The 21,349-nt window shown below is 66.3% G+C and carries 17 protein-coding genes, 1 tRNA gene and 1 pseudogene; 13 read left to right on the top strand and 6 right to left on the bottom strand.

Annotated features, from left to right (window positions below):
* Positions 1 to 119: 119 nt before the first annotated feature.
* Both J7360_RS12580 and J7360_RS12575 read left to right on the top strand, forming a co-directional pair.
* Positions 120 to 195, top strand: a tRNA-Phe gene (locus tag J7360_RS12580).
* A gap of 249 nt (positions 196 to 444) precedes the next feature.
* Entirely contained in the window at positions 445 to 720 is a 276-nt protein-coding gene (locus J7360_RS12575; RefSeq protein WP_209033985.1) for a hypothetical protein, read from the top strand.
* A 154-nt stretch (positions 721 to 874) separates the two neighbouring features.
* Here the strand turns inward: J7360_RS12575 and cho are convergent, their stop codons facing one another.
* Entirely contained in the window at positions 875 to 1,729 is an 855-nt protein-coding gene (cho, locus tag J7360_RS12570; RefSeq protein WP_081027798.1) for an excinuclease Cho, read from the bottom strand.
* Between the two features lie 237 nt (positions 1,730 to 1,966).
* Positions 1,967 to 2,167: a KGG domain-containing protein gene (locus tag J7360_RS12565; RefSeq protein WP_005914053.1), complete on the bottom strand. Its 201-nt coding sequence runs from the start codon at positions 2,165 to 2,167 to the stop codon at positions 1,967 to 1,969.
* A 307-nt stretch (positions 2,168 to 2,474) separates the two neighbouring features.
* Here J7360_RS12565 and J7360_RS12560 point away from each other — a divergent pair.
* Together J7360_RS12560 and J7360_RS12555 are read left to right on the top strand one after the other, a co-directional pair.
* Positions 2,475 to 3,058 (top strand): annotated as a pseudogene (locus J7360_RS12560) (hypothetical protein).
* A 331-nt stretch (positions 3,059 to 3,389) separates the two neighbouring features.
* Entirely contained in the window at positions 3,390 to 5,012 is a 1,623-nt protein-coding gene (locus J7360_RS12555) for a hybrid sensor histidine kinase/response regulator (RefSeq protein ID WP_057661240.1), read from the top strand.
* Positions 5,013 to 5,387: 375 nt separating this feature from the next.
* Here the strand turns inward: J7360_RS12555 and J7360_RS12550 are convergent, their stop codons facing one another.
* The 4 genes from J7360_RS12550 to J7360_RS12535 form a co-directional block, all read right to left on the bottom strand.
* On the bottom strand, positions 5,388 to 5,663 hold the full coding sequence (locus J7360_RS12550; protein ID WP_008571381.1) for an oxidative damage protection protein: 276 nt from the start codon (positions 5,661 to 5,663) through the stop codon (positions 5,388 to 5,390).
* A 23-nt stretch (positions 5,664 to 5,686) separates the two neighbouring features.
* Positions 5,687 to 6,760, bottom strand: a complete 1,074-nt coding sequence (gene mutY, locus J7360_RS12545) for an A/G-specific adenine glycosylase (protein ID WP_057661242.1) — start codon at positions 6,758 to 6,760, stop codon at positions 5,687 to 5,689.
* A gap of 346 nt (positions 6,761 to 7,106) precedes the next feature.
* Positions 7,107 to 8,735, bottom strand: a complete 1,629-nt coding sequence (gene ftsY / locus J7360_RS12540) for a signal recognition particle-docking protein FtsY (RefSeq protein ID WP_057661244.1) — start codon at positions 8,733 to 8,735, stop codon at positions 7,107 to 7,109.
* A 205-nt stretch (positions 8,736 to 8,940) separates the two neighbouring features.
* Entirely contained in the window at positions 8,941 to 9,657 is a 717-nt protein-coding gene (locus J7360_RS12535) for an AraC family transcriptional regulator (RefSeq protein WP_007965956.1), read from the bottom strand.
* Positions 9,658 to 9,817: 160 nt separating this feature from the next.
* On the opposite strand from J7360_RS12535, the gene J7360_RS12530 reads away from it, so the two are divergent.
* From J7360_RS12530 to J7360_RS12490, 9 genes are all read left to right on the top strand, one after another.
* Positions 9,818 to 10,756, top strand: coding sequence for a proline racemase family protein (locus tag J7360_RS12530; protein WP_057661246.1), 939 nt, complete (start codon positions 9,818 to 9,820; stop codon positions 10,754 to 10,756).
* Positions 10,756 to 12,033 carry an FAD-dependent oxidoreductase gene (locus J7360_RS12525; protein ID WP_057661248.1) on the top strand — a complete coding sequence of 426 codons (1,278 nt, stop codon included), beginning with the start codon at positions 10,756 to 10,758 and terminating at the stop codon, positions 12,031 to 12,033. Before J7360_RS12530 ends, J7360_RS12525 begins: the two co-directional genes overlap by 1 nt.
* The gene (locus J7360_RS12520) at positions 12,030 to 12,275 is read left to right on the top strand and encodes a 2Fe-2S iron-sulfur cluster-binding protein (protein WP_057661250.1); all 246 of its coding nucleotides are present in this window, start codon (positions 12,030 to 12,032) and stop codon (positions 12,273 to 12,275) included. The genes J7360_RS12525 and J7360_RS12520 overlap by 4 nt, the downstream gene beginning before the upstream one ends.
* Complete coding sequence (locus tag J7360_RS12515; RefSeq protein ID WP_057661252.1) at positions 12,268 to 13,581, top strand: FAD/NAD(P)-binding oxidoreductase; 1,314 nt, start codon at positions 12,268 to 12,270, stop codon at positions 13,579 to 13,581. Before J7360_RS12520 ends, J7360_RS12515 begins: the two co-directional genes overlap by 8 nt.
* On the top strand, positions 13,578 to 14,486 hold the full coding sequence (locus J7360_RS12510; RefSeq protein ID WP_057661254.1) for a dihydrodipicolinate synthase family protein: 909 nt from the start codon (positions 13,578 to 13,580) through the stop codon (positions 14,484 to 14,486). The genes J7360_RS12515 and J7360_RS12510 overlap by 4 nt, the downstream gene beginning before the upstream one ends.
* 210 nt (positions 14,487 to 14,696) lie before the next feature.
* Positions 14,697 to 16,313, top strand: coding sequence for an aldehyde dehydrogenase family protein (locus tag J7360_RS12505; protein ID WP_057661257.1), 1,617 nt, complete (start codon positions 14,697 to 14,699; stop codon positions 16,311 to 16,313).
* Positions 16,310 to 17,509, top strand: coding sequence for a Xaa-Pro peptidase family protein (locus J7360_RS12500; RefSeq protein WP_057661259.1), 1,200 nt, complete (start codon positions 16,310 to 16,312; stop codon positions 17,507 to 17,509). The genes J7360_RS12505 and J7360_RS12500 overlap by 4 nt, the downstream gene beginning before the upstream one ends.
* 117 nt (positions 17,510 to 17,626) lie before the next feature.
* Complete coding sequence (locus tag J7360_RS12495; protein ID WP_209033983.1) at positions 17,627 to 19,444, top strand: DUF885 family protein; 1,818 nt, start codon at positions 17,627 to 17,629, stop codon at positions 19,442 to 19,444.
* Positions 19,441 to 21,306, top strand: a complete 1,866-nt coding sequence (locus J7360_RS12490; protein WP_057661279.1) for a DUF885 family protein — start codon at positions 19,441 to 19,443, stop codon at positions 21,304 to 21,306. Before J7360_RS12495 ends, J7360_RS12490 begins: the two co-directional genes overlap by 4 nt.
* Positions 21,307 to 21,349: the final 43 nt, after the last annotated feature.

Here is a 21,349-nt window from a genome sequence, read left to right as displayed (position 1 = left end):
GCAAGAAACGCGTCCCCCACGGCGGCCGGCAATAAAGTTGCTCGCAACGCTTGCCCAAACTGCGCCTGCTCGCTATAGTGCGCGTCCTCGCAACGCAGGCATCGTGTTGCAGGTTAAGTGGCCGAGTAGCTCAGTTGGTAGAGCAGGGGATTGAAAATCCCCGTGTCGGCGGTTCGATTCCGTCCTCGGCCACCATATCCAAGCCTTCGTTCGCAAGGCTTCCCGGTTCTCACCGGATCTGTCGCTCTCCCGGTCCTTTACTCGATTGCATATGCGGTGGGCAGTGGTGCGTGTTGCAGGCGCGCGCGTTAATTCTGATGTGATCCAGCATGGACACAGGCTTGCGCGTTGGTTCGGCTTCCCGATCGTGCGCTTAGGCGCTACGTGCGTCCGATGCAATCGATTTCTACGTGATCTTCAAATGTGCATGGCGATACTGCGCGCATGACGCACAAGACACTTCGACGCACCCTGATCCACGGTTACTGCGGTGAATTCCGCGTGGAGACCCTGGAAAGCCAGGCGCCAGGCGCGACGCTGTGGCTTTCGACTGCGTTCGTTTATCACCGCGACCGCGCCGCGCCCGTGGCCACGATCGAGGGCGCAGGGCAGGGCGAGTACCGGGGCGACGCGCGCGAGCAGGCGCTGCGCGTAGGGTCTTGTCTGGCGGAGTTTTTGGACCCCAAGGAATACCGCAGCTGCGAAAGGCAGAGCAGCTGAAGAATCGCGGACTCTTGCCTGCGCTTCGAGCGTGTAGGCGTCCGGATCGTGGTTGGCGGGGAACAGGACAGACCGGCGGCAAGTCGCGCGATGCCTTGCATGAACTCGGCGCGTACTGCGAGTGCCGAAGTGGGCGCGCCCGCGCATGTCGTGCTTATAGCAACACCACGTTGTGCAGATGCGTTTGCAGGCCCTTGCGCAAAATCCGGTAGCAATCGCGATCGAAGTCGCCGGGTGCGGACTGCAGTTTGCGGGCAGCGGCCAGCGAGGTGGCGCTGCCCAGATAGTGCCAGTTGCGCAGCACGTGAAACTGGCGCAATTGCTTACCTTCTTCCATGCATGCGATCGCGCCAGGAAACGGCCATACGACCTGTTCCAGGTGCTGGAGGGCAGCGCGTAGACGCGTCTCGTGGTCGCCCAGCGACTCGGCGCCATGGCAGGCACCGGCACAGCGCTTCAACATGGCGCGGAAACACGGGCGGCCATCGGTAGCGCGTTCCAGGCCGAGCAGCCCGTAGCAAAGGCGGTCGCGATCGGCCAGCCGCCGCAACGCTTCCTTGGCGGCGCGTGGGCTGGAATAGAGCCCATACAGCCATGGTGTTACCGCCGGATCGCGCTCGGCTGAATGCACGATGGACACGGCGCCGCAATACAGGCGGATCGAAAACTGACGCGGTACGCGACGCAGCTTCTGGTTGTACAGCGGGCGCATCGATTTGATGAGCTGGGATTCCAGCAGCTGCGCACCGAGATCGCCGGCCATTTCGAACACGCTGATGCGCCGGGTCTGGCGCAATAACGAGGCTTCGCGTGGCGTGCGGAAGTGATCCATCACCCGCATCCGCAGGTTGATGCTCTTGCCGATGTACAAGGGGAGTCCGCTGTCCTTGCCGTGGAACAGATACACCCCGGCAGTCGTTGGCAAGGTTGCGAGCGTGCTGCGCAAATGGTCGGGGTAGGCGTATTCGACCGCGCCGAGCCCGCGGCGAACGCGTTCACTGCGGGCCACGGCGGACCTTGGTCTGCTGCGTCAGCGCATCGACTCGTGCGCAACCTCCCAGATGGCGCGGTGCTGCTGTATGCACGGTGGCGTGTGAGAGTGCATGTAAAATCGTTGTCATCGGGCGGCAGCATGCCGATGTGCTGTCGCATCAGCTGAGACGCGGCATGATCCTTGAAAAGGACGCGCTTCCGAAAGAGCTTCAGCTCTTCCGGAAGCGCCGTGGTACCTGCAGTGTTGCGCAGCTCAGCGGTTGTTGCCGCCACCGCTTGCCTGGCCGCCCTTCTTGCCGGCCTCGCGCGCTTCTTCCGAGGTGAACTCGTGGGCATTGCCACTTTCATGGGCCGCCTTACCGCCCTTGGATGCGATTTCGCGCTGCTTGTCTTCGTCCATCGAAGCAAAGCCGCGGTTGCTGGTGCCACCCTTGTTGTCGTTCTGATTTGCCATTGCAGATTCTCGTTTCGTCAGTTGGGGAATGCACCACTGGACGCCGTGGTGCGAGGCCAGCATCGCGGTGGAGGCATCAATCGGACGTGGGCGTTTCGACAGCTAGGCGTGAGCCGGCAAGCGGGCTTGACGAGCGATCTTCACTGGCGAAAAACGCGGTGTGGCGAAGCAATGCTGCAGACGCTCGACAGTATGTCGACTCAACCATACGCGCGCGACAGCGACGGCCGACGATGCAGGCAGCCTCGACGCAGACCAGGACACAGCGATGACGGCACCATGCGGATGGTGGACAACAGTGCTGGCAATGACGGCGACGCTCGCCATGCCAGCCGGCGTCGCAGCGCTCCCCGCAGGCGCTGCCGAATCGTACCTACCGTCGGTGATGGGTGTCGCTAGCGCAGATCTCACGGAAATGGCCGGCTGGATGACGTGGTTGCGTTGCGTGCATCCGCAGAACAGACGCTGCGTGACAATGGACATGCGCCACCGCCGTGTACCTTGCTGGTGCTGGTGCTGGTGCTGGCGCTGGTTGCAAATGCGGACGTTGGGTTTGTCCAAGCCGTGCGCAACACGCGGGTGATCTTCAAAGCCGACGAAGGCGGGCAGTGCGATCCGTTTCCGGACAGCGCCCAGGGCCGGGTCGCGAAGGGCGCCTATTTCACTGTGCAAAACGGAGTGGCGTGCGGACAACACTGGACCGACTGCATCACCTTTCGTTACGACCGCCACCGCTGCGCTGTCGTGTTCCACAAGCGCGTGACCGACGTATGGGAAATGAACACCCAGGACACGCCCGATGCCGATGCGCTGCGCCTGAGCCAGCACACAGAAAGTGCCGCCGACCCGGGGAAGCCGGTCCTGCTATCTGCCTATACGCCTGCACCGTGATGGGCGTAGCTGTGCGTTCATTCGCCCGCGCGTCGCCGCTCTGCGTGTAGTGCCGGGTTCACGGCGAACGTGTCAGCGCGCGGCGCGCCGGTGTCCCGGTCGAGCCGGCGGTATCGCACCGAGTCAGCGCAATGGGCGCAGCGCCGTCGGGCTGGGAACGCCGCCAAACGAGAGGAGCGACACCCGGCGTACTCGGGTGCGCAGCTGCAGTCGCAGTGCACGGGTTCAGCGGCAGGCGCTGCCGTACGGGAAATGCTCATGGATGTGACGAATCGCCTCACCGGACCCAACTAGACTATGACCACGGGAATGGCCCCGCGGAGAACATCACTTGAACGATCCCGGTCACGGAGAGCTGCGGGCGCCTCACATCAGCGAATCTCGCAGCCTGCCCGTCGAGAAGCGCCGCTCGGACATCTTCTTTGCTGCAGTGGAAACCACGCGCATGCCGATGACGGTGACTGACCCCCACCTTCCGGATAATCCCATCGTGTTCGCCAACCGCGCATTCCTGGAGATGACCGGCTATGCCGCCGACGAAGTCATCGGCAACAACTGCCGTTTCCTGCAGGGGCCGGACACCGATCCGGCCAGCATCAGCGATGTGCGCGAATCCATCGAAAGCCGCAGCGAGTTTGCCACCGAGGTGCTGAATTACCGCAAGGACGGCTCCTCGTTCTGGAATGCGCTGTTCATCTCGCCGGTGTTCGACGACAAGGGCAACCTGGTGTATTTCTTCGGCTCGCAGCTGGATGTGAGCCGGCGCCGCGATGCCGAAGATGCGCTGCGCCAGGCGCAGAAGATGGAAGCGCTGGGCCAGCTGACCGGCGGCATCGCGCACGATTTCAACAATCTGCTGCAGGTGATGTCTGGACATCTGGAAGTGATCCAGATGATGGCCAGCGCCGGCGGCGGTAGTGCCGAGCGCATTGCCTTCAGTGCCGAACACGCGGCGGCCGCGGCTGCCAAGGCGGCCACCTTGACCCAGCAGCTGCTGGCGTTTTCGCGCAAGCAGAAATTACGCGGGCGGGTGGTCAATCTCAACGGACTGGTGGCCGGCATGACCAACATGGCCGAGCGCGCGCTGGGAGGCGGGGTCACTCTGCGCCAGTCGCTGGAAGAAGGGCTGTGGAACTGCCAGATCGACACCACCCAGGCAGAGGTGGCGCTGTTGAACGTGTTGATCAATGCGCGCGACGCGATGGCCCAGGCCGAACGCAAGGAAGTGACGGTGCAGACCCAGAACGTGGAGATCACCGGCCACGATCTGGCGATGTACCACCAGCTGGCACCGGGCCGCTACGTCAGCATTGCCGTGACCGACACCGGCTCGGGCATGCCGCCGGAGGTGGTCGGCCGGGTGATGGAACCGTTCTTCACCACCAAGGAGGAAGGGCAGGGCACCGGCCTGGGCCTGTCGATGGTGTATGGATTCGTCAAGCAGTCCGGCGGCACCGTACGCATCTACAGCGAGGTGGGCGAAGGCACCACGGTGCGACTGTATTTCCCCGCCTCCAGCGAATTCGAAAACGATTTGCAGATAGCCAAGAGCCGCGCCATCGACAAGGGTGGCAACGAAACCATCCTGGTGGTGGAAGACAAGCAGGATGTGGCGGTGGTGGCGCGGATGTTTCTGGAAAATGCCGGTTACCGCATCCTGTCTGCGTCCAGCGGACGCGAGGCGATGGAGATCTTGGGGAAGAACCCGGACGTGGATGCGCTATTCACCGACCTGATCATGCCCGGCGGTATGAATGGGGTGATGCTCGCCCGTGAGGCGCGCCGTATGCTGCCAAAGGTCAAGATCCTGCTCACCACCGGCTACGCCGATGCCAGCATCCAGCGCACCGATGTGGGTGGCGCCGAGTTCGATGTGGTCAACAAACCCTACACGCAGAAGGAACTGCTCAAGCGCATCCGCATGCTGCTGGATGGGCCGACCGGGGTTGGCTGAGGCCGACAGATCGCCACTGCGATGCCGCTGAGGCATCGCGGTGCAACCGCCGTTGCGCTTCAAGATTGCGGCAGCCCGCTAGCGCAGCGCCCGGAGCAGCAGGCATCGGGCGCAGCTGGCAACCATGAGGCCCGCGAAGCTCGGCGCATGGCGCGCCCGCCAGATCATCCACGTCCTGCGCGCCGGATATGGGCCAGATCGCCCAGCTTGTTTTGCGACAGGAACACCACGCCACGTCGGTGAAGGGCCTGGCCGTTCCGGCACTCGCTCTCTTCGGCAGATGCAGCCACCCCATGACTTCTCAGACGCATTGGATGCAGCAAAGGCTGCCACGACTGGTGCAACTCACAACTCCGCAATCCCACATCCGCGCGCTCAGTCACCCACCGGCGCCACATAGCCTTCGGGTTTGTCGGCATTGCGCTCGAACAGGAACTTCTGCAGCTCGGCTTCGAGAAAGGCGCGGTGCTTGGGGTCGCGTGGCGACAGCCGGTTTTCGTTGATCAGCATGGTCTGGTGCGCCAGCCACGCTTGCCAGGCGGTCTTGCCGATCTGCGCGAAAATGCGCTGGCCGAGCTCGCCCGGATACGGCACGAAATCCAGGCCTTCGGCGTCGCTTTGCTGGTAGTGGCAGAACACGGTGCGGGACATGCGGATTCCTTTGGAAGACGCGCTTACAACGCGTCGAGCAACTTGCGGATCGGCGCCGGCAGGCCTAGCGATGCAAGATCGGCAGGTGCTACCCAGCGTAGGTCTTCATTGTCGCGCACCGCCGGACGTAGCGCGACCTTGCGCAGGCGCAATGGCTGCAAATGCAGGCGGTAATGGCTGAAGGTGTGCACGATCGGCGGCATCTCGTCGGCGCGCTCGTAGTTGCCGTCGATATGCGCCGCAAACCAGGCGCGCATGCCGCTTTCGGTATCGGCCTGCGGCAGCGTCCACAGCGAGGCCCAGATGCCGGTTGGCGGGCGTCGCTGCAGCAGGATGTGGCCCTCGGCATTGTGCAGCAGCAGCGCAGTGGCCTCGCGTTCGGGTAGCTGCTTGCCGGGTTTGGGGGTGGGCAACGCGTCGACCAGGCCATTGCGGCGTGCGATGCAATCGGTCTGCAGCGGGCACAGCACGCAGGCGGGCTTGGCGCGCGTGCACAGCGTGGCGCCGAAATCCATCTGCGCCTGGGTGTAGTCGGCCAGGCGGCCAGCGGGGACGTGCGCAACATGGGTGATGGCGAGTTGCCATAACTGTTTTTCGATCGCCGGCAGGCCCGGATACCCGGCGATGCCGTGGAAGCGCGTGAGCACGCGTTTGACGTTGCCGTCCATGATCGCGAAGCGATCGTTCCAGGCCTGGCTCAGGATCGCGCCTGCCGTGCTGCGGCCGATGCCCGGCAACGCAAGCAGTGCATCGAAGTCGCGCGGCAATTGCCCGCCGTGCAGCGCGACGCATTGCTTGGCGGCGGCATGCAGATTGCGCGCGCGGGCGTAGTAGCCCAGTCCGGCCCACTGCGCCATCACCGTGTCGTTGTCGGCCGCAGCCAGATCGGCCAGCGCAGGGAAGCGCGCCATGAACGTGTGGAAATACGGAATGACCACCGCGACCTGGGTCTGCTGCAGCATGATTTCCGACAGCCACACCCGATAGGGCGCGCGTGGATGCTGCCAGGGCAGATCATGGCGACCGTGGCCGTCGAACCAGTGCAACAGGCGGTCGACAAAGGCATCAGCGGAGGGAGTGGCGTGGTCGGCTGGCATGAGCTCTGCTGGCGATGGAGGGCGAGGCGAGGGTGGCGGGACGCGAAGCGGATCTGCTGCGTACGTTGTGCGGCGCGTCCATTCACCGCAGCGGAAACGTCATTCCGGCCAGGCACCGTTCGCAGAACCATCCTTCATCGCCAGGTCACTGCGGTGTTGCCGGCGCATGGGCGTCGGCCACTGATGCCTCGGCGCGACATTGCTTTCTGAGTGCTGCGGGCGAGGGCTGGGCAAACTCCGGTATGCGTCTTGCCTGGGACCAATCGCGTGACACCTGCCGCACGCTGCAACCTGCCTGTCGCGCCTGCGCGCGCAGCGGTTGCAGATGCGGGCAGGCATCTCCCGATCAACCGCCCAACGCGTCTGGCAACAGTGCGTCGACGAAGGCAACCGGGTCGAAGACGCGCAGATCCTCCGGGCGCTCGCCGATCCCGGCAAAGCGGATCGGAATATTGAACTCGCGCGCCAGCGCGAACACCACGCCGCCCTTGGCAGTGCCATCGAGCTTGGTCACGACCAGGCCGGTGACGCCCACGGCAGCGTGGAACTGGCGCAGCTGCGAGATGGCGTTCTGGCCGGTGGTGCCGTCGATGACCATCAAGACTTCGTGCGGCGCGGCGGCATCGATCTTGCCGAGCACGCGGCGGATCTTGCCGAGCTCGTTCATCAGCCCGGTCTGGGTATGCAGGCGGCCGGCGGTGTCGGCGATCAACACATCGGTGCCGCGCGCCTTGGCGGCCTGCAGCGCGTCGAACGCCACCGACGCGGCATCGGCGTTTTGCCCCTGCGCGATCACGGCCACGCCATTGCGATCGCCCCAGGCCTGCAATTGCGCCACGGCGGCAGCACGGAAGGTATCGCCGGCTGCGAGCATCAGGCTGTTGCCTTCGTCCTTGAAGCGCTTGGCGAGCTTGCCGATGGTGGTGGTCTTGCCGACGCCGTTGACGCCAACGGTGAGCACCACGAACGGTTTGAGCGAGCGGTCGATCACCAGCGGTTTGGAGACCGGTTGCAGCAGCGCGATGAGATCGGCACGCAAGGCCTTGAACATCGCCTGGGCGTCGACGAATTCGCGCGACTTCATCCGCTTGCGCAGGCCGTCGATCAGCGCCGTGGTGGCGCCGATGCCGACGTCGGCGGTGATCAACGCGGTTTCGATCTCGTCGAGCAGGTCGTCATCGAGCTTGGGATTGCGCGAGAACAGGCCGCCGAAGCTGCGAGCGAAGGTGCTGTTGCGCAGCCGCTCGCGCCAGCCGGGTTTTCCCGCCGACGCGGCGGGGAGGGCGTCGCGCTGGCCGACGATGCTGTCGTCCTGCGGGCTCGAGAGCGGTGCGCTGACAACCGCCGGCGCGGTGACCGTCGGCGCGGCACTGATGGGCGGCGCGCCGGCTGGAGCTGCAGCAGCCGGTGCAGGCGTCGAGGCCGGCGGAGCGGCGACCGGGGGGGCGACCACGGCAGGGGCTGCGCTTTGCGATGGTGACACCGGCTGTGCAGGCACGGCAGGAGGCGGCGTCGGGACGGGCTGCGGCTGCGCCACGACCGGCGGCGGCACCACGACCGGCGCGCTGGGTGCGCTGGCGGGTATGGGGTCTGGCAGTGCCTGCAATGCGGTCGGCGCGGGCGTCGCAGGAGCTGCGGGCGCGCTCGGGACGGCGGCAATACTCTGCGCCTGGCCAGTGCGTGCAGCGATCTCCTGCGCCAGCTGGTCGGCTGGCGCGGCGGCGGTCTGCGGCGGTGTCGGCGCCGCGGGTGCTGCAGGTTCGCCGTCTGCCGGCGCAGGAGTGACAGGCGCGACAACCGGCGTTGCGGCCGCCTCGCGTTCTGGCTCGGCATTCGGCATCGCCTCGACCGGCGATGCCGGGGGGGCGGCAGACGGCGCGGTGGGGAATGCGGCTGCCAGTTCTTCCAGGCTGTAGCGCGAGGTACGCGAGCTGTCGGGCGTGGTTGGCTTGTTACGGCGAAAAAAGCTGGCCATTGGCAACGCAGTAGGGGAAACCCGAAAGTCTATCATCCGGGCCTCCTGACACCTTGACGCCGCCTTTAGCGCAGCTCCGCGCCCGGGCGTCTCCCATGCATCGCACTGCCGTCGGCATGGCGACTCAGCTGGGGGCGCTAGCGCGTGGCAAATCCTGCCGAATTCGGCATTTTTGCCAGCGATGTGTCAACGCGAAGTTGTGTCTTTATAACTGACCTTTGAGCGCGCGGTAATCACGCGGCGTCATGCCGACGGTGGCCTTGAACTGACGCGCGAAGGCACTCTGGTCGGCGAAGCCGCAGCGTTGCCCGATGCTGGCGATGCTGTCGTCGCCGTACAGCAGCCGCATCGCCGATTCGATGCGCAACTTGGTCAGCAATTGCTGCGGGGTGACCTGAAACACGCGGCGGAAGTGACGTTCCAGCTGCGCCACCGACAGCCCGGCCAGGTCGGCCAGGCTTTGCACGCGCAGGTTGTCTCCGAAGTTGGCCTGCATGTGTTCCATCACCTGGCTCAAGCGTTCGTAGGCGGAATGACGGCTGTCGGGCTGTCCCAGATCGCGCGAGATGCCGACCACACCGATCACCTCATTGGCCTCGCACAGCGGGCGTTTGAAGGTCAGGCACCAGCCCGGCAGGCGGTTGGGGTATAGATGCACTTCGAGCTGGTTGTCGATGAGCTCGCCACACAGCACGCGGCGGTCCTGCATCATGTAGCTGCCGCCCAGCGGCAACGGGAACACTTCCAGCGGCGAGCGGCCGATGATCTCGCTGCGCAGCTTGCGTCCCAACCGGCGCACCAGGGTCAGGTTGCAATGGGTGTAGCGGCCCTCGCTGTCCTTGATGAAGAACACCACATCCGGCAGTGCATCGAACAGCGTCTGCATTTCCAGGGCGGGCAGGTTGAGGTCCATCAGGGTCATGGTAGCGGTCACGATTAGACGGTTGCACGACGGTGCAGCCCAGCAATGATCCTAGCGCAAACGCGTCGTTGTGATTCGCGTGGGTGATTGTGCGGATTTCCGCATTTTCACTTGGCATTGAACGCTAGTCGCCTGCGGGTTGGCAGTGGGAGCATGAGCCATGCACACCATCGACGTCATCGACTCCCACACGGCGGGCGAGCCTACCCGCGTGGTCCTTTCCGGTTTTCCAGATCTGGGCGATGACGATCTGGCGCAGTGCCGCGAACGCTTTCGCAGCGAATTCGACCACTGGCGCAGCGCCATCGCCTGCGAGCCGCGTGGGTCGGACACCATGGTGGGCGCCTTGTTGCTGCCGCCGCGCGATCCGAGCGCCTGCACCGGGGTGATCTTCTTCAACAACGTCGGCTACCTGGGCATGTGCGGGCACGGCACGATTGGCGTGGTGCGCACGCTGGCCGAACTGGGACGCATCGCGCCGGGCCAGCACCGGATCGAGACCCCGGTCGGCACGGTGGGCGTGGAGCTGGCCGACGACGGCACGGTGTCGGTGGACAATGTCGAGAGCTATCGCCTTGCCAGCGGGGTTGAGGTGGAGGTGCCGGGGCATGGCCGGGTGTGCGGCGACGTGGCCTGGGGCGGCAACTGGTTTTTCATCACCGAGCATGCGCCGTGCGCGCTGGACCTGGCGCACCAGCGCGAGCTGACCGCGTATACCGAGGCGATTCGGCTGGCCCTGGAAGCGGCCGGGATCACGGGCGAGGCCGGTGGCGAGATCGACCATATCGAAGTCAACGGCGCTGCGCCCGACGGTAGCGGCGTGGCGCGCAATTTCGTGCTGTGCCCGGGACTGGCCTATGACCGCTCGCCGTGCGGCACCGGGACCAGCGCCAAGCTGGCGTGTCTGGCGGCGGACGGCAAGTTGGCCGAAGGCGAGCGCTGGGTGCAGCAAGGCATCCTGGGCAGCGCCTTCGAAGGCAATTATCGGCTGAGCGGGCGCGGCATTGCGCCGCGCATCAGCGGGCAGGCCTTCATCACTGCGCGCTCGCAATTGGTGATCGACCCGGCGGACCCGTTCGCCTGGGGCATCGTGGCCTGATGGAACCCCAGCGGCCCGCGCCGGTGCTTGCGTCGGTCACGCCGTCTGGCGCAGCAGTGTCTGCTGCGATGACAGGGACAGCCGCTGCAACGCCTGCGTCGGTGTCGGCGCCTGGCTTGGATGCGGTGACCGAATCCGGGTCCGCCGCGTCTGCCGCAGGCACGCGACGCAGTTACGACCTGATCGTGATCGGCGCCGGCATTGTGGGCGCCGCGTGCGCGGAAGCGGTGGCGGGCGAGGGCCTTCGCGTGGCGATCGTCGAGCCGGGACCGATCGGCGGCGGCTCCACCGCGGCGGCGATGGGGCACTTGGTGGCGATGGACGACGACCCGGCCGAGCTGGCGTTGTCGGCGTATTCGCTGCGCCTGTGGGAGCGCTTCGCCACGCTCAGCGAAGCCGAATTCAGCCGCTGCGGCACGCTGTGGGTGGCCCGCGATGCGCGCGAACTGGCGGCGGTGCCTGCCAAGATCGCGCGCCTGGCAACGGCCGGCCTGCATGCCGAAGCGATCGATGCCGCGCAGCTGTATGCGCTGGAGCCACAGCTGGTGCCCGGGCTGGCTGGCGGTATGCGCGTGCCCGATGAAGCCGTGGTGTATCCGCCGCGGGTCGCGCGGCACTTGGTGGGCGCCGCATGCACGTCCGGTGCGCGCTTGTTCGCCGGCCGCCGCGTGGTGCAGCTGCAGGAGCATGCGGTGCGTCTGGACGATGGGCAGACGCTCGCCGGGCCGGTGCTGGTGGCCAGCGGTGTGGCCTTGCCGCAGTTGCTGCCCGAGCTGGCACTGCGCCCGCGCAAGGGCCATTTGGTGATTACCGACCGGCACCCGGGGCTGATCCGGCATCAGCTGCTGGAACTGGGCTATGCGGATTCGGCGCATGGGGCCGACGACACCAGCGTGGCCTTCAATGTGCAGCCGCGGCCCACCGGGCAGATTCTGATCGGCTCCTCGCGCCAGTTCGGCGAGCACGACCGCGCATTGTCGATGCCGGTGCTGCAGCAGATGCTGCAGCGCGCCTTCGCGTACCTGCCGGTGCTGCGCGAACTGCAGGCGATCCGCGTGTGGACCGGTTTGCGTCCGGCCACGCCGGACGGGCGCCCGTATTTGGGGATGGTGCCCGGCCGGCGCGATGTGTGGGTTGCCGCCGGTCACGAGGGGCTTGGGGTCACCACGGCGCTGGGGAGCGCACGGGTGATCGTGGACAGCCTGCTCGGGCGCACCCCGGCCATCGACCCGGCGCCCTACGCACCGGCGCGTGCCGCGCAAGGAGCGCCCGCATGAGCGCGACGGTGCGTCTGCACGTGGACGGGCGCATGGTCGAGGTGCCGGCCGGTGCCAGCGTGGCGGCGGCAGTGGCGCAGGCGACCTTGCAGTTTCGGCAATCGAGCAGTGGGCAAGCGCGCGCGGCCCTGTGCGGCATGGGCGTGTGTTTCGAATGCCGCGTGCGCATCGATGGCGTGGGACAGCAACGCGCCTGCCTGGTGGACGCATGCGATGGCATGCAGGTGCGCACCGATGGCTGAGCGCGTGCTGCATTTCGATGTGTTGGTGATCGGCGCCGGCCCGGCCGGGCTGGCGGCGGCGCAGGCGGCGGCCAGCCAAGGCGTGCGCGTGGGCGTGGTCGACATGCAGCCACGTACCGGCGGTCAGGTGTGGCGCGCCGATGTGCAACACGGCGCGCCGGCCGATGCGCGCGCATTGCGGCAGCAGGTGGCGGGCAATGCATCGATCACCGTGCTGACGCGCACGCAGATCCTGCTGGCGCAACCGGGCTGGCTGCTGGCCGACGGGCCCGATGGCACGCTGCAACTGCATTACGCCGCCCTGGTGCTGACCACCGGCGCGCGCGAATTGCTGCTGCCATTTCCGGGCTGGACCCTGCCCGGTGTCACCGGTGCCGGCGCGGCGCAGGCGCTGGCCAAGCAGGGCTGGCCGCTGGCCGGCAAGCGCGTGCTGGTGGCCGGCAGTGGCCCGTTGTTGCTGGCCAGTGCAGCCACGTTGCAACGACATGGCGCGTGCGTGCTCGGCATTCTTGAACAAACCTCGCCGGCCGCCTTGCGCCAGTTCGCACTGCAGTTGTGGCGCTGGCCGGGCAAGGCCGCGCAGGCGGTGGCCTTGCGCCTGCAGTTGCGTGCAGTGGCATATCGCGCCGGCAGCATGGTGATCGCCGCGCATGGCGACACGCAGCTGCGCGAAGTGGAACTCGCCGGGCCCGGCGGCCGCACGCGTCTTGCCTGCGATCAACTGGCGGTGGGCTATGGCCTGGTGCCCAACACCGAGCTTGCGCAATTGCTGGGTTGCCAGCTGCAAGCCTGTGGCGCGCACCAGCAGGTGCAGGTGGATGCGCTGTTGCGTACCAGCGTTAACCAGATCTTTGCCGCCGGCGAAGTCTGCGGCATCGGCGGGCGCGACTGCGCATTGATCGAAGGGGCGATGGCCGGACACATGGCGGCCGATGCACCGGAGGCGGCGCTGCGTCTGCAGCCACGCCGTCACGCCGCGCGTGCGTTTGCCGATCTGCTGCAGCAGCACTTCGCGCTTGATCCGCGTATCCGCACGCTGGCGCAGGCGGACACGTTGATCTGCCGCTGCGAAGACGTACCGCTGGCCGCCCTGGACAGCTTCAACGATGCACGCGACGCCAAGCTCGTCTCGCGCTGCGGCATGGGCGCCTGCCAGGGCCGCATCTGCGGCGCTGCGCTGGCCGAACTGGGGCGTTGCCCGCCCGATCTTTCCACCGACGCCGGCCGCCGGCCGCCGTTGTTCCCGGTCCGCCTCGCGGCGCTGGCCGACTCGTTCACTTCCGACTCGCAAGGGAAACATCCATGAGCAATGCTGCGTTCTGGCACGGCGTGCTGCCGGCCATCACCACTCCGTTCACCGCCAACGGCGACATCGACCACGACTTCCTCGGCAAGCACGCCAATCAACTGGTGGATGCCGGTTGCACCGCGATCGTGCCGCTGGGGTCGTTGGGTGAGGCCGCGACCTTGAGCGTGGAAGACAAGCTGGCGATCCTGCGCACGCTGGTCACCGCCTTGAACGGCCGTGTGCCGGTGGTGCCGGGCATCGCCAGCCTGGCCACCGGCGAAGCGGTCGCGCTGGCCAAGGCGGCCAAGGACATCGGCTGCGGCGGCTTGATGGTGCTGCCGCCGTACGTGTATTCCACCGACTGGCGCGAGATGGGCGCGCATGTGCGCGCGGTGATCGGCGCAACCGATCTGCCGGTAATCCTGTACAACAACCCGGTCGCCTACAAGACCGATTTCGGCCCGGCGCAGATCGCCGAGCTGGCCGCCGAATTCCCGAACCTGCAGGCAGTGAAGGAATCCTCCGGCGACGTGCGCCGCTTCGCTGCGCTGCAGGAATTGCTGGGCGATCGCCTGGCGCTGCTGGTGGGCATGGACGATGCCATCGTCGAGGGCCTGAGCATGGGCGCCAAGGGCTGGATCGCCGGCCTGGTCAATGCATATCCGAAAGAATCGGTACGCCTGTTCGAACTCGCCCGCGATGGCGGTTACCCCGCCGCCAGGGAGCTTTACCACTGGTTCCTGCCGCTGCTGCGCCTGGATACGGTGCCCACCTTCGTGCAGCTGATCAAACTGGTGCAGGCCAAGGTAGGCATGGGCAGCGAGCAGGTGCGTGCGCCGCGCCTGGTGGTGGCCGGCGCCGAGCGCGATGCCGCGTTGAAGGTCATCTACCATGCCATCGCCACCGCGCCCAAGTTGGCTTGATGGCGCCATGATGCTGCCATCGTCTGTTGCGCCTGCGGGTGAGCGCAGGGTGCGAGTCGTGCGGGTTCGTGCCATGCGCCGTGCCTGCGCGCGGGGCGATGCGTCGGCCGATGCGGATGTGGCATCCAGTGCCGCATCCTCATCGTCTTTCTGGTCGGCCGCCAGCGCACCGAGCGCAGGCCCTGACTCCCTGTCACCGAAGGTGCCGCAATGAACGATACGAACCACTCCATTTCCGCGGCAGCAGCCGAGATCCTGCTGGCAGGCCGATGGCAAGCCAGCCGCGCCGCCACCGGCAGCTTCCGTGCTGCCGACCCGGCCACCGGCGAACCGATCGGGCCCTACTTTCCGGTCAGTGGCGCGGACGATGTGGAAGCGGCCGTGGTTGCGGCGCAGGCAGTGGCGGCGGAGTTGGCGGCCGCACCGGTGGAGCGGATCGCGGCCTTTCTGGAAGGCTATGCCGATGCGCTGGATGCCGATGCCGATACCCTGGTCGCGCTGGCGCATGCCGAGACGGCGTTACCGGCGCCCACACGCTTGCGCGGTAACGAACTGCCGCGCACCAGCGGCCAACTGCGGCAGGCCGCACGGGCCGTGCGCAGCTACAGCTGGACCCAGCCCATCATCGACAGCGCGGCCGATCTGCGTTCGCACCTGGCGCCGCTGGGCAAGCCGGTGCTGGTGTTCGGCCCGAACAACTTTCCGTTCGCGTTCAATGCAATTGCCGGCAGCGATTTCGCCTCGGCGATTGCCGCGCGCAACCCGGTCATCGCCAAGGCGCATCCGTTGCATCCGGCCACCAGCCAGCGCATGGCGCAGCTCGCGCATCGGGCCTTGGTCGCGGCCGGTCTGCCTGCGGCGGCGGTGCAACTGCTGTATCACTTCGACAATGCCATCGGCCTGCGATTGGCGGGCGACGCGCGGCTGGGCGCGATCGCATTCACTGGCAGCCGTGCCGGTGGGCTGGCACTGAAGGCCGCCGCAGACGCGGCGGGCGTACCGTTTTATGCCGAACTTTCCAGCGTCAACCCGGTCTTCCTGTTGCCGGGCGCGCTGGCCGAGCGCGGCGATGCGCTTGCGCAGGACTTCTTCGCCTCCTGCACGCTGGGTAGCGGGCAGTTCTGCACCAATCCCGGTGTGGTGGTGGTGCCGCATGGCGCGGCTGGCGATGCGTTCGTTGCGGCCACCAAGGCGCATTTCGAAGCGGCCATGCCGATGGTGCTGTTCTCCGCCTCTGGTGTAGAAGGCGTGCAACGTGGTGTGGCGAGCCTGCGTGCCGCCGGCGCCGGCATGCTGGCCGGCGGGCACACCGGCGAGGATGGCTACCGCTATGCGCCGACCTTGTTGAGTGTGGATGCACAAGCCTTCCTCGCCAACCCGCACGCCCTGCAGGTCGAAGCCTTCGGGCCTGTGAGCCTGCTGGTGCGCGCAGCCGATGTGGCGCAGATGGCACAGGTGGCTGCTGCGTTCGAAGGCAACCTGACCGGCACGTTGTACCGCGCGGCCGACGGCCGCGACGATGCCGCGTGGCAGACCATCGCCCCGGTGCTGCGCGCGCGGGTCGGGCGCTTGATCAACAGCAAGATGCCGACCGGCGTGGCCGTGAGCGCCGCGCAAAACCACGGTGGCCCGTTCCCGAGCACCGGGCATCCGGGCTTCACGGCAGTGGGCATGCCCGGCGCCATCCGCCGTTTTGCCGCCTTGCACAGTTACGACGCGGTGCCCGATGCACTGCTGCCGGCCGAACTGCGCCAGTGCAATCCGGGCGGCGTGGCACGTTTGGTCGACGGGCAATGGAGCACGGCCGATCTTGGAGCCGGGGCATGAATCGCCAGATCGGCGGGCTGTCGCTGGAGCAAACGCGTACGCAACTCGCGCCGTGGACACAACGCGCCGCGCCGATCGCCGCGGACGAATACGAGCGCCGCATCGAGCGTGCACGCAGCCTCATGCGTACGCATGGCGTGGATGCGCTGTTGATCGGCGCCGGCACGTCGCTGCGCTATTTCACCGGCGTGCCGTGGGGGGCGAGCGAGCGTCTGGTGGCACTGCTGCTGACGCTGGATGGCGACCCGGTGTTGATCTGCCCCGTGTTCGAAGAAGGATCGCTGGATGCGGTGCTGAAGATCCCGGCGACCAAATACCTGTGGGAAGAGCACGACGACCCGTACGCACTGGTGGTACAGGCCATGGATGAGCGCCATGCGCATGCCCTGGCGCTGGACCCCGGCATCGCGTTCGCCGTGCACACCGGTCTGCGTGCGCATCTGGGCAAGGCGATTCGTGATGCCGGCGCGATCATCGATGGCTGCCGCATGTGCAAGTCGAAGGCCGAGCTGGCATTGATGCAGCAGGCTTGCGATATGACCTTGCTGGTACAGCGGCTGGCGGCCGGTATCGCGCACGAAGGGATCGGGACCGATGAACTGGTGCGCTTCATCGACGAGGCGCATCGCGCGCTGGGCGCCGACAACGGATCGACCTTCTGTATCGTGCAGTACGGTCACGCCACTGCGTTTCCGCATGGCATCCCGGGTGTGCAGCACCTGCGCGAAGGCGAACTGGTGTTGATCGACACCGGCTGCACCGTGCAGGGCTACCACTCCGACATCACCCGCACCTGGATCTATGGTGCGGCCAACAACGCGCAGCAGCGCATCTGGGACCTGGAGCAGGCCGCGCAGGCGGCTGCATTCGCAGCGATCCGCCCGGGCGTGGCATGCGAGGCGGTGGATCAGGCTGCACGCAAGGTGCTGGAAGCAGCCGGGCTCGGGCCCGACTATCGGCTGCCCGGGTTGCCGCATCGCACCGGTCACGGTTGCGGCCTGGCCATTCACGAGGCGCCTTACCTGGTGCGCGGCAATGCGCTGCCGCTGCAGCCGGGCATGTGTGCCAGCAACGAGCCGATGATCGTGGTGCCGGAGCAGTTCGGCGTGCGCCTGGAAGACCATTTCTACGTGACCGACGATGGTGCGCAGTGGTTCACGCCGCCGTCGGTGGCGATCGATCAACCGTTTGCGTGAGTCTGCGAAGGCTCACGCGCGCGTAGGAGCGCATCCGGGCGCGACGGGCATTCCCGAGTAAAGCCATTCGCGCTCAGGCGCGCTCCTACCGCTGTCCTTGCATCTTGGAGTGAATGCATGAAACACCTGCGTCCCGTCGCCATCGGTCTACTCGCCGCCGCCTTGTTCACCGCCTGCAAGCCGGCGCCGCCCGCAGCCGAGCAGGCGGCAACGCCTGGCTCCGCCTCGACCGGCGCGCAGGCTGCCAAGGCCTTCGATGCGCTGCTGGACAAGCAGTGGCAGTCCCAGCTGCAGCACAACCCGGAGTTCGCCAGCATCATCGGCGACAAGCGCTACAACGACCGCTGGAGCGATTACTCGCTGGCGGCCGTGCAAGCAGAGCGCGCCGCAACGGCCGACCTGCTCAAGCAGTTCGAAGCGGTGGATGCCAGGACGCTGGACGAGCAACGCCAGCTCAGCCTGCAGATGATGCTGGGCCAGTTGCGCGACAAACTGGAAGGCATCGACCTGAAGACCTATGCAATGCCGCTGGAGCCGATCGGCGGCATACAGTTGGCGTTGGCCGGGTACGGCGATGCCTTTCCGTTCGAAAACGCCAAGGATTACCAGGACTACATCAAGCGGCTACAGACGATTCCGACGGTGATCGACCAGGTGATCGCGGTGTCGCGTCAGGGCGCGAAGGACGGCCTCACACAGCCGCGTTATCTGCTGGAGCGCTTGCCCGAGCAGATCGACAAGATTGCGGCCTTGACCGGCGAGCAGAGCCCGTTCGCCTCGCCATTGAAAAAGCTCGACGCCGCCGTACCGGCCGACCAACGCGATGTGCTGCGCAAACAGCTGTTCGCAGCGATCGACCAACAGGTGCGCCCGGCTTACGGAAAGCTGGCCGCGTTCGTCCGCGACGAATATGCCGCGCAGGGACGCACGCAGGAAGGCGTCTGGTCGCTGCCCGATGGCGAGCGCCGTTATCGCTATGCCATCCATACCCAGACCACCACCGACATGGCGCCGGAAGAAATCCACCAGATCGGCCTGAAGGAAGTGGCGCGCATCGAAGGCGAGATGACGCAGATCGCCAAGGCGCAGGGTTTTGCCGATCTGGCGAGCTTCCGCAAGGCCGTGGAGACCGACAAGCGTCACTTCGCCACCTCGGGCGAGCAGATCTTGCAGCAGTACCGCCAGTACATCGCAGCGATGGAACCGGAGCTGCCGAAGTTGTTCGGCCATCTGCCCAAGACCCCGCTGGAAGTGCAGGCGATGCCGGCGTTCCGGCGGACCGCACCGGGCGCCGAATACTGGCAGAGCAATCCGGAAGGCACCAAGCCGGCGATCGTGAAGGTCAACACCAGCGACTTCGCCAGCCGCACGTTGATCAATATCGAAACCACTGCCTATCACGAAGGCGTGCCCGGGCATCACCTGCAGATTTCGCTCGCGCAGACATTGCCGCTGCCGCCGTTCCGCCAGCAGGCCGGCTACAACGCCTATATCGAAGGTTGGGCGCTGTATGCCGAGCGCCTGGGCAAGGAGATCGGTTTCTTCAAGGACCCGTATAACGACTATGGGCGCCTGTCCGGCGAATTGCTGCGCGCCAACCGGTTGGTGCTCGACACCGGCGTGCACTACAAGCACTGGAATCGCCAGCAGATGGTGGATTTCTTCCACGCACATCCATCCGACGACGAGCCCAGCATCCAGTCCGAAACCGATCGCTACATCGTCTGGCCGGGCCAGGCGCTGGGGTACAAGCTCGGCCAGCTGCAGATCCTGGCGTTGCGTGCGGAAGCCGAGAAAGAACTCGGTGATCGCTTCGATGTGCGCGCCTTCCACGATGCGGTGCTGGGCGGCGGCGCGATGCCGCTGGCACTCTTGCAGCGACGCGTGCGGCAGTGGATCGCGCAGGCCAAGGCGGCGCCGGAGGCACGTCGATGAGCACCATCAGCGCGTTACGCGCGAGCACATTGACCGTGTTGATTGCAGCCAGCCTGGGCGGCCTGGCCTTGCCCGTGCACGCAGCCGAGGTCGCTGCTGTGGCCACGCAGAATACCGCGGCCGCACGCTTCAAGGCCTTGTACACGCGCGAGTGGCGCTGGCGCCAGGCGCAGGCGTCGGGCGCGGTGGATGAAGACAACCAGGCCACGCAGGAGCAACAGGCCGACCATCTGCCCAAGGTCGATGTCGCGACGCAGAACCAGCGCACGGCGTATTGGCAACAGGTGTTGAAGGAACTGGATGCCATCCCGCAGGCGCAGTTGTCGGCCGAAGATCAGGTGAGCTACCAGGTGTACCGGCAACAGTTGCAGGTATTGCTGGACCAGCAGCGCTTTCGCGCCTGGGAAATGCCGTTCAACAGCGACTCGGCGTTCTGGAGCGATCTGGGCTTCAGCGCCGAGGCCACGCTGCGCACGCGCGAGGATTACCAGCGTTATCTCAAGATGCTGGCTGACATCCCGCGCTATTTCGCCGAGCACACCGACAATATGCGCGCCGGGCTGGCGCGCGGTTTCACCCAGCCGCGGGTCACGATGACCGGGCGCGACCAATCCATCGCCGACGTGGCGCAGGCCAAAGGCGAGGCCAACCCGTTCTACGCGCCGTTCAAGCAAATGCCGGCGACGCTGCCTGCCGATGTGCAGGCGCAACTGCGCCAGCAGGCAGTCAAGGCCATCGATACGCAGGTGGTGCCGGCGTACGCCAGGCTGCTGGACTTCATCCGCAATGACTACCAGCCGCGCGCGCGCACCACGCTGGCCGGCGAGGCATTGCCGGACGGGCAGGCGTATTACCGTGCGCAGATTCGTGAGTTCACCACGCTGGACTTGAGCCCGGATCAGATCCATCAGATCGGCTTGCAGGAGGTGGCCAAGCTGCGCACGCAGATGGACCAGACCATCGCGGCCAGCGGCTTCAAGCCGCCGGCCGGGCAGGCAGTGTTCCCGGCGTTTCTGCATTTCCTGCGTACCGACCCGCAGTTCTACGCCAGGACGCCGGAAGAGTTGCTCAAGCAGGCGGCGTGGATCGCCAAGCGCGTGGACGCCAATGTGGGCGATTACATCGGCCGGCTGCCGCGCCGTCGCTTCGCCATCGAACCGGTGCCGCCGGAGCTGGCGCCGTTTTACACCGGTGGTCGCGGTGGGCCGGGCATCTATCTGGTCAACACCTACAACCTGCCGTCGCGGCCGCTGTACAACCTGACCGCGCTGACCTTGCACGAATCCTCGCCCGGCCACGCACTGCAGATGCCGCTCGCGGCAGAGGCGCAAGGCTTGCCGGCGTTCCGCCGTTACGGCTTCATCTCCGCCTACGGTGAAGGTTGGGCGCTGTATTCGGAGTATCTGGGTCAGGAGATGGGCATGTACGACACGCCCTATGACCGTTTCGGCTACCTGACCTACCAGATGTGGCGCGCCTGCCGCCTGGTGATCGATACCGGCATCCACCACAAGGGCTGGACGCGCGAGCAGGCGCAGGCCTACCTGCGCGACAATACTGCGCTAAGCGAGCACGAGGTCACCACCGAGGTGGACCGCTATATCGCCTGGCCGGGGCAGGCGCTGTCGTACTACCTGGGCGAGCTGAAAATACTGGAGCTACGCCACAAGGCAGAAGCCGCGCTGGGCGAAAAGTTCGACCTGCGCAACTTCCACGATGCGGTGCTGCAGACCGGCTCGGTGCCATTGCCGGTGCTGGAAGCGCGCATCGACCGCTTCATCACCGATGGCGGCGTGTCGCCGTACCCACAGGATGACCAGGCAGGGGAATCGGCAGAGGCGAAGGCCTCCGCCAGCGACTGACACGTGCGCGCACGTGAAGGCCTTAAGGAAGGTCTGATCAACT

The organism is Xanthomonas sp. D-99 (assembly GCF_017746145.1).
GTDB lineage: Bacteria > Pseudomonadota > Gammaproteobacteria > Xanthomonadales > Xanthomonadaceae > Xanthomonas > Xanthomonas cissicola.
The sequence above is the reverse complement of the archived record's forward strand: the minus strand, read 5'-3'. Positions and strand labels throughout refer to the sequence as shown.